This is a genomic window from Bacillus sp. es.036, from assembly GCF_002563635.1.
Taxonomy (GTDB): domain Bacteria; phylum Bacillota; class Bacilli; order Bacillales; family Guptibacillaceae; genus Guptibacillus.
This window is the reverse complement of sequence record NZ_PDIZ01000001.1, coordinates 732461-746556: the sequence shown is the minus strand read 5'-3', so window position 1 is coordinate 746556 and position 14096 is coordinate 732461. Positions and strand designations below refer to the sequence as shown.

Below are 14096 nucleotides of genomic sequence, written 5' to 3'. Positions count from 1 at the left end.
TGATAACTTTATGTCGACATACAAAAAAGACCTGTCGCGCGACAGGTCTTTCCGTTATCCTTTGCTTTCGGTATCCATCTCTGGATTTTCATCTTGGTCTTTTTGGTCTTTCTCCAGCTCATCCTTCTCAGAAAGCAATTCAGTAAAAGCTTCTCTAGGCTTAGTTAACACTTTTTCCTTTAGCTGAAGACCTGAAAGAATTTCAACCTTGCCACCTTCTATTCGGCCTTGCTCTACTTTTCTTAAATGAAGCTTCTCTTCTTCATAGACAACAACATAGCTCTTATCATCTTTTACAATTATACTTCCTTTTGGGACTGAAGGAGCATTGTTATTTTGATGAAGAGGGATGTCAATGACCACGTGCGTACCTGCCTTCATTTCACTTTCCTCATTTAACATAACGTTAAAATGATACATACTGAGACCCGTCTCTTCATCCACTTCATAAGGTCGATTTTCTAGTATTGTCAGCCTGCCCGTTGCTGGTTGTCCTGGATAAGCGCCTGAACGTATAACAACTTCCTGATCCACAGCTAGCGTCGGATAGTTCAATTCATTAACCGAACCTTGAACAGTTAGCTTGTTTGACAATAGCGTTACGACGCTCTCCCCGTCTTCTGGTGTCCGGTTTACTTGCTCCACCGTTCCATCAAGCGTTGAATCAACGGATAATTCTACTTTTTCAGTATCTACTTCAGCAATTTGGCGCTCCAACTCTTTCACATCAAGCTCTGCAAGTCTTTTCTTATACTCCGTATCTCTTATTTGTTCTTCGACATCCAACTGTAATTGAAGCTTTTGCTCATCTTCTAGATCCTCGTTCGATTCAATTCTCGATGACTGAACAGCAAGGTCACTTAGCTGATCATCAAGGACAGAAACAGCTGTTTCCGCCTTGTTCACTTGTGCTTTCAAATCAGATACATTAACGACCTCCCCTTCATCATATTCAAACAGGGACGTACCTATAGAGACATCGTCTCCTTCTTTTACGAGCACATTCGAGATATCCCCTCGAGATGATTGATAATAATAGGATTCCTCTAATTCTGGAATAAGGACCCCTTCAAAAGTTGAAAGTTCCTGATACGTCTTCCCTTTTACCGTAACGGTCTCAAGCTTCTTCTCTCCTGCAATAACACTCTGTATGATCAGCGTGTTCGCAGTAATAAAAAGAAGTATAACAAGCGTAACGCTAATACTAATCCACAGTGACTTACGTTTCACAGATTGACCCTCCAACTTTTTCATTAAAATGCCGTTCTCATATAAGCCGTGATCGCAACCATAAATACGTTCAAAATGATAATCCAGAAAAGAGCGTATCCTCTGGACACCGTAGTACTCTGCCTAATTGCCGCATACTGAACAAACGTGCCCCATGCAAGAAATAGCGACAAACTATAGCTGAAATACAGCCAGAATGGAATGTTTGTTAACAAATCAACGTAAACACCTAGACTATACGGGGAAATGAGCGACGGTTCATGAAGAAATGGGATAAAGGGTAGCTGAAGAAGCATACCGATTAAAAGAATAAAGACAACATAGCTATGTATGTAAGCAAGTCTTTTGAAGCCAACTTGCTGAAAAAACGGCCAGTATAGTAGCGCACCTCCTACCACAATGACGATTAGTGTCAGAACACCAAGCAAACCATCTGTGATGACTTCACTGAGGACAAAAAGTATACGCTCGTCAGGGGCAATACCCGTATATTCTGGCATTTCTCCAGCATATTTAATGTTCATAAATGATGTAATCCCAACAATTAGAAAAGAAAAAATAGCGAGTAAAATTAAGCGCCACCATGACCCTTTCAACCGATAGGCTGAATGAAGTGGTCGAAAGTGTGAATAAGGTTTAAAACTTCCTAAAACTAGTCTCATAGAATGCGACATCCATGTTCCTCCTATGTAAGTTACCTCAACTACTATTCATATTTTTACATAAACTCTCGTATTTTGACAGTATCTTTCAAGAAAAAAAGAGAAAACATGTCTAAAGGACATGTTTTCTCTCTGTTTAGACGCACCTAGACATACCTATGCTATAGACTAGTACCGATGTGGGTGGGATGGCACTTTATTGGCTAAAATCTTGATAAGTTGGCCATTTTTCCTTTTTATTGGCCATATTCGAAATATTTTAGCTATAATCCCAATTTATTGGCTAACAAGAATTATTCTCGCAACCATACCTGCACTTACAACGATTCCATTTCGATTCGACTTCCTCGACCAGATGGTTCTGAAGGAGAGACAATCACTTTTCTCGGCAGTCTTGCCCTAAGTTCTGGAACGTGACTGATGACACCCACGGATAAACTCTCGTTTTGTAACTTTTCAAGCGCCGTAATCACCGTATCTAGCAGCGATTCGTCCAATGTACCAAACCCTTCGTCCAGGAAGAAAAATTGCAGTGGATGCGCTCCCCTTAGTTGGATTTGTCCAGAGAGAGCAAGTGCGAGCGCAAGAGAGGTTAAGAACGTTTCGCCTCCAGATAAGGTGGAAACAGGTCGCTTCACTCCTCCATTCGCATCATCTCGAATTAAGAAACCTCCAGCTGAATCAACCTCAATCGCATACCTTTGGGAGGTTAGATCACCAAGTTTTTGTGAGGCGTCGAGACTCACTTGTTCGAGCTGTTCAGATGCAATAAATTCAACAAAACTATTTGCTCGGAAAACTGTTTGAAGCTTACCAAGCTTTTCGAGTTCTTCACTGACTGTTTTTCGCATCGTTTCGAGTTCCATATAACGGTCATGTCGCTTTGTCACATCATCGAGATGGTGACGTGCTGCCGCAAATTGAGAGAGCGCTTCTTCTCGAACTTCGTTTGCTCTTGTTGCGTGCTGGATCGTTTCGTTGTAATGATCTTCTGAGATCGTTCTTCCCGCAAGCTTTTTGTTAAGCTCACCGATTGAGTACTCCGTTTGCTTCCATTCATTCCGATACGCTTCCACACGCTTTTCCCAATTAAGTTTCTGTTCCTGCGATACTTCAGCATTTCGAATCTGAGTTCGATTTTCGAATATAGAAGATGCTTCAGCCGCTTCATAGGTTTCGATAGCCTTCTTTAAACGAAGTTGCGCATCGTTATTATAGTTTTCATCAGCAGCTGCACGTCTTTCAGCTTGCTGGTAGCGTTCTTGTGCATGTTGCAGTTGCTCGAGCGAACTTTTTTCAGCCTGACGAATCTCATTTAGCTGCTTATTTACTTGCGTTAAACCTTCTTGAGCCGACGTATTTCCGACAATCGCAATATAATCTGCATCCGCTTTTTTCATTTGTTCAGATAGTTGATGAATCGAGCTTGTTAACTCTACCTTTCGGACAGAATACTGCTGCATCTTTTCCTGAAGCTCCTGAAGACGTTGTTCCTTGGCTTCAATATATGGCCCACTTTTCGAAAGTCTTTCACGAATCACGTCTGCTTGTTGATCCATTTTTTCAATATGAACCACTTCCGCTTCAATCTGGTGAACTGAAAGAGATAATTCTTTCTGAATGGTTTCCTCAATCGATGCCGTTTCTTTGCTTAGATCCATTCGTTTCTCGGTCTTGGATTGAAGCTCGTTCTGAACTTGCGTCAGCTGATACGCATACTCAGAAACTTTTGACTGCTTCTCTTGAATGTTCTTCCCTAAAAGCTTCACTTTCTCTTCTAATTCACGTACATCTTGAGCAAGGGACTTCATCTCAGTAAGAATTTCTTCTACTGAAAAGTTACGCTTCACTTCGTTCAAGTCCTTCTGAACGTTAAACCCTTCTTCTTGCGCTATCATCGCATCAGACATTTGTTCTAGCTGATACTGAAGCTGCTTCGCTGATTGGAGCTTATCTTTTAACGTTTCACGCGTTTGTTCCTTTTGCTGTAGGAGATCTTTGATTTCCGCTGTATGATCTTCTCCATCTGCCAGATGAACGTGTTCCTTCGCTCCACAAACAGGGCACGCGTCGCCTTCTCCTAACCCTTTTGCAAGCCGAATCGCAATGGCATGCGCTCGACTTTCGTCTAGTTTACGCTCGTTATGTTCGACTTCCTCTTGAACCGTTCGAATGTGCTGTTCGAGCGTTAATTTGTGGGAAGAAACGGCATGGTAAGTTGAAAGCACAGCTTGGTAATAACCTGTATACCGCTCTCTCATTTCATTCAGATTTTTTACGGTTTCCTCGTAAAGAGGCTGCAGTCGCTTTTGTTCATTGTCCTGCTTTTTTTCTTCAATCTTAGCCGATTCAAGCTGTTTACTGAGCGACTCAAACTCCTGCTTTAAGCTTTGTGCTCTTCCCATTTTCTTTCGTTTTTCTGGGGTGACCTGGAGACTTGTAAGTTCTTCATTTAAATCAGACTGAAGCGTCCGCGCTTTCTTTAAATCTTGTTGCGCTTTTGACGTTTCCTCTTCAGCCGCTTTCGCTTCTTTGTCATGTCGGGTAGATTGCTGTTCAATATCCTTTAACTGTTTGGTAAGCTGATTGATTTCTTTTTCAAGAGCCAAGCCTCGCTCAAGATCATTAATTTGTTTAATAAGAAGCGGCTCTTGCTTCTCCTTGTTCGATCGTTCTTCCTCGTAAGCTTTTTTCGTTGTTTGAAAGAAGGACTTCATTTCTTCTAATACACGTTTCGTCTCTTCGTAACGAAGCTTTGCATCCTGCACTTCTTTCTCAGTCGCTTCAACCGCATCTAAATAGGGTTTTATTTGTGCAGCCGCCGTTGCTTGGGCGATCTTTTCTTCAATTGCATCGATTTCAGCCTGGCCTTCTGAAAGCGTGTTTTTCTTAGCTTGGAGGTCCGCAAGCTGTTGTTGAAGGTTCCAGATTTCTATCACGTGTTCTTTTTGCTTATCAGCTGAAATGAGGTCTTCTTTCGCTTTTTGAGCTGCTTTATCAGCGATATCCACAGCATTCTTAGCTTCTTTAAGAAATTCTTTTGAGGCATCGCCAAGGCCAGTTTGCTCCGCGGATACTTCATTTAATTGATGTTTTTTCTCATCCACTCGTGATTTTAATCGACGGTTAAACTGATCACCATATTTTTCAAGCTGAAAAAGGCGCTGGAGCATCTGCCTTCTTTCTGTTCCTTTGAGTGATAAAAACTCCGCAAATTTCCCTTGAGGTAGAACAACAGCGCGAGTGAAATCATCAATTGTTAATCCGAGAATTTCCTGGATTTTTTGAGAAACATCGCGGTCTTTATCTGCTAGTACCGTATTCTCTTCACCGATTTCGATAAGACGAGAATTAGCAGAGCGAATGGATACATCGCCTGACCTTTTATACGTACGTTCTACGCGATAGCGTAAGTCACTCAGTGCAAACGTAAATGACACAGATAAGGTGTCTTCCGCGTGGTTCATAATCCCCTGGGTATTATTTGTTGCCCGTTCAACTTTGCCGTAAAGAGCAAGCGTCATCGCATCAAGAAGAGAGGATTTCCCACTACCAGTTGGGCCAAAAATCCCGAAAATCCCTCCCTGACAAAGCGTTTCAAAGTCAATTTCTTGTTTTTCACGAAAACTATGCAGTCCTGAAACGGACAATGTAATTGGTCTCATTTTCTCACTCCTCTCTTACTCCTCTTCCTCTGACTGTGATAAATCTAGAAAAAGCTGGACAAGTTCATCATCTGGGACAGCACCATCTGTTTGCTTTTCATAAAACCGTTTAAAAAGCTCTTCTATTGGTAAATTCGCATACGACACTTCACGCTGTTCTTCTTTCTTTTTAAAAACGGGTCTAATATGTATAAAGCCTTTATGTTGACTGCGAAGACGATGGATTTCTTCAATGGAAAGCGTATCGTTTAAATGCACTTCGAGATCGATCCATGCTTCCTCGTCTTTTCCTTCTTCTAACCATGTATAGACTTGTTCGATTCCCTCATCTGCAACCCAGCGCACAAGGGGTTTTCCAGACTGTAACGGAATTTCACTAATGTGAGCTAGTCCATCCGGCTCAACATCAATTATCGTTACTGATTTGGCTTGATTGGCCTCCGAAAAGCTATATGCGAGAGGAGAGCCTGAATAGCGGGCAAGGGCGGAACCTTTCGTAATCGTCTGAGGGCGGTGCAAATGCCCAAGCGCCACGTACTGCGCTTGTTCTGGCAAGGAATTGGCAGACACGGTATAAGCTCCGCCAACTTGAATCGGCCTTTCTGAATCACTTTCACGGCTTCCAGCTACGTAAATGTGACTCATCGCAATATGAACAGCATCCTCACCACCTGCCTCAGATAAATCGCTAAATAGTTTTTTTACGCGATCGTCATAAGCGAGCTGGAGTGCATCTTCTTCCTGGCCTTCTGTTAAACATTCATTTAATCGGGATTCCGACGGATAAGGAAGAGCCGCGATCGAAAGCTTTTGTCCATTTCGAACCGTTATTTCAACCGGATCTATTGTTGGAAAGCCAATAATCGTGATGCCACTTGTATGAGCTAGTGGACGTGAAGCCGATAACCGTTCTGGATTGTCGTGGTTGCCCGAAATAATAATAAGTGGACGCTCGCCTCTGCTTGTTAATTTCACAGCAGCTTCATAAAAAAGGGTTTCTGCGGCTGCTGGGGGGTTGACTGTATCAAACACGTCACCAGCCATTAAAATCGCGTCTACATTTTCTTCATCTGCAATCATTTGAAGCTCTTCAAGAAACGCTCGCTGTTCAGGAAGGCGGCTTCTACCTTCTAATGTTTTGCCAAGATGCCAGTCAGCGGTATGAAGCAATTTCATGTTTCTCACTCCTTATCGTTTTATTTTTGAAATGAAGAAGCCGGACATTCGCCCGGCTATTTTTAATCGATTAAGAGTGATTTGCCACCATCAAAAAAGAAAAGAATTTTTTCTTTACAAGGCAAACCCCAAATCTCATTAATCGCTTTTTCATATAGTTGAAGCTGTGTTGTATAACGTCGTTTCATTGTCTCCATTGCCTGTTGCTCTGAAGAAAAACGATTTTCAATCACGTCTGTTTTATAATCGACTAACAGTAATTCTCCGTGTTGATCGCGCAGGATACAATCAATAACCCCCTGTAACACGACCGTTTCTTGGTCTCCTTTGAATTCTGGATAAATCCACTTCGAATCCACCCCGAGACTAAAGGGAACCTCTTTATATATTTCGACCGCATTTCTCATCTTGTCACCTAGATCAGAATCAATCAAGTGCTTAATTTGTTTCACATCAATGGCTTGAGCCTGATCGTTAGTTAATAATTCTTTCGTTTCAAGCTTTGCGATTAATTCTTTAATATCCTTTTCTTCATGCCGTTGGTGCAAATCAATATGCTGCATAACGATATGCATCGCGGTTCCGCGCTCAGCAGGCGTAAGCTTTTTACTTTGAAGAAAGCGTGGGCGTTCTTTTAACGATTGGCTAAAGCCTTTTACAAGGCGATCGTCACTCCGTTCGTCCTGGAAAATTTCCCGCTGACGCTTCACTTCCGTTACCGACTGCTTTGATCTTGTTTCAGCAGCTGCCTGGTGTGGATATGTCCAATTAAGACGATTATGAACAACGTCTTTAAAGGCACTTTCTTCTGGAACGTAGGCTTTCCTTCGAATGAGTTCCTCGTATTCCTCGTGTTTCTTAACGTCTTCTGCTTCAACTTGAGAAAAATTCGAAGCTTGATGGAGCGTTAACGACCATCGTGATGGGTGATGAAAAACCTCATCATGTTTCAGGAAACTAGCGATGCCGTCTGTTATGGAAGAAAGATCTTGATGCCTGATAATAGATGGTCCAATCCAGCTCAAATACGTTTTACTTGTTGAGCGCTCATAATCAGAAAGGAGCCACTCCTCTCCTGGTGCCTCTGCCCAGGAGAGTAATTCTTTCTCCCAGTCATTCACCGTACCAACTAGAATTAATTTTTCTTTTGCTCTCGTTAAAGCAACGTAAAGAACCCGCATTTCTTCAGCCAATAGCTCAAGTTTCATTCGCTTTTGTAATGTAAAGTAAGGTAACGTCGGATAACTAATACGATTGATTGGATCAATGTATTTCGTTGCTAAACCGAATTCTTTATGAAGAAGCATTTGATTTGCCATGTCTCTCATGTTGAATTGCTTTGCTATGCCTGCGACAAAGACAACAGGGAATTCAAGTCCTTTGCTTTTGTGAATCGTCATCACGCGCACAACATCTTCCTGCTCTCCAAGCGCACGGGCTGTTCCAAGATCACTTCCTCGCTCTTTCATTCGATCGATAAACCGCAGAAAGCGGAACAATCCACGAAATGAGGTTGCTTCGTATTGTCTTGCACGATCATATAAAGCACGCAGATTCGCCTGGCGTTGCAAACCAGCGGGCATTCCGCCGACAAATTCATAGTAATTCGTTTCGCGATACAATTGCCAAATTAATTCACTTAACGATGACTGCCTTGCCTGTTCTCGCCAGCGATTTAAATCATCGATAAATCGTGCTATTTTCTCTGAAAGCTCAGCTGACTCTGTCTCACAATACGCCTGCATGGCGAGATAATAACTTGATTGCTTCTCATTTATCCGAATCAACGCAAGTTCTTCTTCCGATAACCCAATAATCGGTGATCGCAAGACAGATGCGAGCGGAATATCCTGATAGGGATTATCGATCACGTTTAGAAGACTCATCATGATCGCTACTTCTGTCGCTTCGAAATACCCTGTCGCAAGGTCTGAATAAGATGGAATACCCGCCTGCTTTAATTCTTCCATCATAACCGGCGCCCAGCTACTAGTGGCGCGCATTAAGATCACCATATCTCTGTACTGAATAGGTCTCATCCGATCTTCTTTTCGATCGTATATTTTCGTTCGCTCGTTTTCGCTCTTTCCCATCATGGATTTAATGTTCGATGCAATTAGACGTGCTTCAAGCTGAACTTTTTCAACCTCTTCATCTTCTTCTACATCAGAGCTTTGATCAATCACATGAACTTCTGGTACCACCGATTGAGACTTCGGATACTCTGCACCAGGAATAAGTTCAGCTGCACGATCATATTTTATTTCTCCAACGCGTTCATCCATAATTTGTTTAAAAATAAAGTTGGTGCTATTTAGAACTTCCTCACGACTTCGAAAGTTTCGTGCAAGATCGATGCGTTTAGTAGGCTCATCTGAAGAGCGGCCAAACGACTTATATTTTGCTAGAAATAACCCAGGCTCAGCAAGTCTAAACCTGTATATACTTTGTTTAACATCACCTACCATAAAACGATTCCCACCGTGTTCGGACGTTCGGCTAATGGCATTAAGAATCGTTTCTTGAACAGAGTTCGTATCCTGGTACTCATCAATGAGCACTTCAGCGAACTGCGTCTGATATTCCTTCGCCGCACTTGAAGCGATAGGGTTATCAGATGTTGATGCCTCATCTAATAAAATCGAAAGACAGTAATGCTCAAGGTCACTGTAGTCAACAAGTCCCTTTTCTTTTTTTAGATCAGCATACTTATCCCTAAATTCATTTACGAGAGAAGATAACGTTTCAAGAACAGGCGCAAGTTTTTGGATATCCTCAAGATACTCCTCTGCTTCCCGTTGAAACAGATCTTCTTTCATACTTTGAACGGTTTTCTTTACCCGATCACGCATTCCTTTGACAGCATCAATAAGCTCAGGATCAAACTGGTCACCTTTACAAGGCTTTAAGCGTCCAAATGAAACAGCTTCAAACGCGTTTTTTAATGCTGCCCATGATTCCTTAGAAGCCTGGAGAAGTCCATTCACCATTTCGCGCTCGATTTCTAACGTGGAAAGGTACGGTTCTGGACCACCTGGGGAAGATGAAATGGAAAGGGCTTTTTCCTGCACTTCACGCATTCCTTCTAACTGAAGCACAACATCTTTCTTTAATTCCTCTACCCAGATCAGCTCATCGAAGCTTTTATTACCTGCATGTTTATATAAATCTACACTATCTGCCAACCACTGTTTCGGCCAAGGATGACTTGAAGAGAAATGAAAAAGTCGTTCAACTAGAAGCTGAAGATCGACGTCGCTCCGATCACTACTATAGCGGTCGACGAGGTCATAAAATGCTTCATTTTCTTTCTGGCTGTAGTGCTCTTCAAAGAGCTCTTCCATCGCTTCTTCACGAAGTAAAGCGGCTTCCGTTTGATCGGCTACTCGAAAAGCAGGATCAAGATCGATCTTGTAATAATAGCGGCGAAGAACTTCCATACAAAACGAATGTAGTGTAGAAATAGAAGCACGATTTAACATAGAAAGCTGTCTTCTTAAGTATAGCGAAGAAGGATCTTCCTTCAGCTTTTCTTCAAGCGCTTCTCCAATTCGGTGGCGCATTTCAGCAGCTGCTGCATTCGTAAATGTTACGACTAGAATCCGATCAACTTCAGCCGGATCTTTTTCATCGGCTAAACGTCTTATAATTCGTTCAACTAAAACAGCGGTTTTCCCCGACCCTGCCGCAGCGGCTACTAAAACATCTTGGTTTCTTGAAGCAATGGCTTCCCACTGCTCATCAGTCCATCTTGATCCTTCAGGTTTAGTTATCATCATCTGCCTCCTCTCTCATGCGTCTTAAAATCGTTTCGTCATCCTGAGCAGTAATAGGACGATAAGCATTATCTTCCATCGCCTGATCAAACTGGCAAAAGGATCGGTATGAACAGAATGTACATGGTACTCGATCTTTCATTTTATAAGGATCAATCTCAATACGGCCATCTGAAATTTCCGATCCAATCGATTGAATCGTTTTTCTTGTATAAGAACGAAGCGCATGAAAATCATCAGAAGATAAGACGGACGAGTTTTTGTAAAAGCTACCATCTTTTTTCAGTGCGGCCGGAATAATATCCGATTTCTTCGTTTCTATCTCATTATCCATTAAGCTCACAACGTCTTTATCAGCAAGGAGAAGTCCCTTCATCTTAAACTTTCTGAAAAGCTCCTGTTGAATTGCCGCTTGTCCAGGCGCTGATGTTTGGAGCATAGGGTTGTGGACATGAAAATAAAGCATACCCGCAGCAGTTGCCTCTCTTCCAAGCCAGACGTTCGCATTGGATATAACAACATCGAGATACGTCAGCATTTGTAGCGCGAGTCCAAAATACACTTCCGATAGATCAAGAGAAGTACCGCTAGACTTATAGTCGATAATACGAAGGAGAAGCTCTTCTCCGTTCAGTGCCTGATCAACCCGATCGACACGTCCGATGAGCTGGATTTTAACACCATTTTTAAGCGTGAACTCGATTGGAGGGAGCTCTTGATTGGGCCCAAATCCTAATTCAAGTCCTGCTGGTTGAAACCCGCTTTTCTTTGCCTGTTGCCCAAGAACGGACGAGGCGCGGCCAACAACTTGCGTTAGCTTTCTCATAATATAATGATAGCGATTTGAACTTAATAGAATTTCATTCTGTAACTTTGGTGCGAGCTGTTCAACGATTTGTCCTGAAAGTTCATAATATTGATTAGATGAGAGTTTTGCCCAATCCCAGTGACGCTGCTTAATCGTTTCGGCGATCATATTGAGCGCCGCATGAAACAGCTGTCCGATATCAGGCGCTTCAAGCTTGAATGTCGCTCGTTCTTTTAAGCGTAAACCATGAGAAGCAAACTGAGAGAAAGCACAAGATTTATATCTTTCCATTCTTGAAACACTCGTCTGAATTTGGTGACCATAAAGTTTTCTACTCGTTGATTCAGTTAGACGTTCGGCTTTATTTCGATAAAAAAGACTATCAATTAAGCGTACGCGATCTTTCTCAGTTGGAGCCGAAATAAACCAGTTGTATGCATCCCACCAAATAGGATCAATCGGATACCCTCGGTGCCATTGTCGAAGCTGTCCCGTCAGTCGCCCTATTGTCTTGGATGGGTTTGTTATGAAAGAGAGTTCTTCCGTTGCTTCTTCACCAGGCTCTGCAAATTTCAGTCCCATCTCAAGATCCGGGAACATCTCCTGCAATCGATTCATGACGATAGAAGGCTGCAGACCCTTTCCTTCTTCATCAGCAAGTGGACAGCTAACCCATAAAGAATCCGAAGGTGTAGCTAGCGAATGGTAAATCAAAAATTCTTCATCAAGCAAACGCCGCTTCAACCCAGGTGCTAACTGAATTCCCTGTTCTTCTAACTTTTCTCTATCCTGCTCACTTAACAGTCCATCTTCCTGAATGCGAGCCGGTAAGACACCTTCATTTACACCTAGAAGAAAGCCACATTTTACATCAGTAAATCTTGTACGATCAATGCTTCCAATCACTACCTGGTCAAGTGAAGCAGGTACGAGAGCAAATTTCATATTTTCCATTCCGGCTTCAAGCAACTTTGTAAATTGCTCCACGGAGAGTTTCTGATCACCAATTAATTCCACTGTTTCATCAAGTAGCGAAATCACTGCGTCCCAAACCTGATCATGTTCACGTGCTTTGGCAAGGTGACCTGCCTTTTCTGCCCGCTCTTTTAAACGATCGATTTTTTCCGCTGCGTGGCAATTTTCAAGAAGATAATAAAGAATTTCGCACATTTCTTCAACGGTTTTTGCTTTTGTCATGTGTCTCTCAAATTTCTCAAGCGGCGTCGCAATCCAGTCTTTCGTTTCATTGAGGCGATCTTCCATTTTTTCGAGATCATCGGAAGTGATGACTTCTTTATCTTCTAGCTGACGATAAATATTTGCTTTAAATCTTTCACCAGTTTTCCAACGATAGCCTTTGATGCCTTTTGCTATAACGTAATTTTCAAGCTCATCCATCCGTTCGCGAATGGTTTCAAAGCTTTCCCCCGTATCGTCTGGAAACAATAGCTCCGTTTTGACACATCGAAAAACCGATTCATAGCGCCAGTTGTACTGGATAATATCCAAACTTGAGCGAATCAACTCAATTAACGGGTGATGAAGCATTGTCCGCTTTTGATCTGAGAAAATTGGAATCCCGTGATCCTCGAATATCGTTTCCACAAGTTCATAATAAGTTGACATATTGCGTACCATGATTGAAATATCCCTGTAACGATAACCTTCATCTCGCACAAGCCTTAGCGCTTCTCGTGCTACTGCCTCAACTTCAGAACGTATATTCACTGCATGATGAACTTGTATGTGCTGCAACTCCCCACGATAAACAACCGGCGGCCGTTCACCATAATTAGCTTCTAAATGAGAGATCTCTCTGTTTTGATACCTCTTCTGCGTTGTTAAAACGAGAGGTTCCTCGATTTCTACCCCTTCTTCATTCGCCAGTCCCTGAAGGGTTTGATATGTTTTACCTGGTTCATGAAACAGGTCGAGTTCATGAATAGCGGAAGGGACCATTTCAGAATCCATCGTAATCGTAAACGTAAGGGTGGTTCCTTTTTTCATTAAAGATTGAATGACCAGTAGTTCCTGAGGGGTAAAACTATGAAAGCCGTCTATCCATATTGTAGCGTTCGCTAGATAGTCTGATTCCTCAATTTTCTCTGCCAGCAGCGCTAAATAGTCTTCTGAATCGAGGTAGTGACCTATCATCTTCTTTTGAAAAGCTTCGTAAACAAGATGCAAGTCATAGAGCTTATCTCGAAGTATGTTCCGCTCATCTTCTACATAAAAATCATCAGCAAAGCTCTTGATATCATCTGGTTCGAGACAATACCGCTTAAATTCCGTTACCATATCATTTAGCTGTTCCACGTATCCTGTTTTCTCAGAAGAACGCTGATAAATTCGTAATTGCTGCTTATTTTCCTCAATGATCTGTCGAAGCATCATACTTGTTCCAACACTACTTAAATGAGGACGAGCCATGCCCCCAGTTTCTTGAAGTACTTTCCAGGCAAGTCTTGTGAAACTAAAAACCTGCGCTCGAATCATTCCTTTTAAACCTCTATTATGTACTAATTCATACTCTGATTGAAACGTCATTTGCTCAGGAACGAGGTAAATCATATCCTGTCCGATTGGCCGATCGGTTAGTTCATTTTGCATTTCTGTTAAACAATGATTCGATTTCCCACTTCCTGAACGACCAATGACAAATTTCACTGTCATTTGCTCTACCTCCTACACCGTAAATTCTTTGTCTATTATCTCATGTTTTCAATGAATTGAATAGCAAATAGGAAGATACGTTCGTATAGCACCCGACAAATTATGC

General features: G+C 42.2%; 6 protein-coding genes. All 6 read right to left on the bottom strand.

Annotation, left to right across the window (positions count from 1 at the left end; translation table 11 throughout):
* Window positions 1-54: 54 nt before the first annotated feature.
* On the bottom strand, window positions 55-1230 hold the full coding sequence (locus tag ATG70_RS03945; RefSeq protein ID WP_098443068.1) for an efflux RND transporter periplasmic adaptor subunit: 1176 nt from the start codon (window positions 1228-1230) through the stop codon (window positions 55-57).
* Between the two features lie 23 nt (window positions 1231-1253).
* On the bottom strand, window positions 1254-1904 hold the full coding sequence (locus tag ATG70_RS03940; protein ID WP_098443067.1) for a hypothetical protein: 651 nt from the start codon (window positions 1902-1904) through the stop codon (window positions 1254-1256).
* A gap of 305 nt (window positions 1905-2209) precedes the next feature.
* Window positions 2210-5557: an AAA family ATPase gene (locus ATG70_RS03935; protein ID WP_098443066.1), complete on the bottom strand. Its 3348-nt coding sequence runs from the start codon at window positions 5555-5557 to the stop codon at window positions 2210-2212.
* 15 nt (window positions 5558-5572) lie between these two features.
* The gene (locus ATG70_RS03930; RefSeq protein WP_098443065.1) at window positions 5573-6733 is read right to left on the bottom strand and encodes an exonuclease SbcCD subunit D; all 1161 of its coding nucleotides are present in this window, start codon (window positions 6731-6733) and stop codon (window positions 5573-5575) included.
* Between the two features lie 62 nt (window positions 6734-6795).
* A complete protein-coding gene (addA, locus tag ATG70_RS03925) occupies window positions 6796-10509 on the bottom strand; it encodes a helicase-exonuclease AddAB subunit AddA (RefSeq protein ID WP_257147610.1) in 3714 nt (1237 codons plus the stop codon).
* Entirely contained in the window at window positions 10499-13990 is a 3492-nt protein-coding gene (gene addB, locus ATG70_RS03920) for a helicase-exonuclease AddAB subunit AddB (RefSeq protein WP_098443063.1), read from the bottom strand. Before addB ends, addA begins: the two co-directional genes overlap by 11 nt.
* Window positions 13991-14096: the final 106 nt, after the last annotated feature.

Coding starts and splice junctions, on each gene's coding strand:
- addB (WP_098443063.1), bottom strand. CDS start 13,990: ATGACAGTGAAATTTGTCATTGGTCGTTCAGGAAGTGGGAAATCGAAT.
- ATG70_RS03940 (WP_098443067.1), bottom strand. CDS start 1,904: ATGTCGCATTCTATGAGACTAGTTTTAGGAAGTTTTAAACCTTATTCA.
- ATG70_RS03930 (WP_098443065.1), bottom strand. CDS start 6,733: ATGAAATTGCTTCATACCGCTGACTGGCATCTTGGCAAAACATTAGAA.
- addA (WP_257147610.1), bottom strand. CDS start 10,509: ATGATAACTAAACCTGAAGGATCAAGATGGACTGATGAGCAGTGGGAA.
- ATG70_RS03935 (WP_098443066.1), bottom strand. CDS start 5,557: ATGAGACCAATTACATTGTCCGTTTCAGGACTGCATAGTTTTCGTGAA.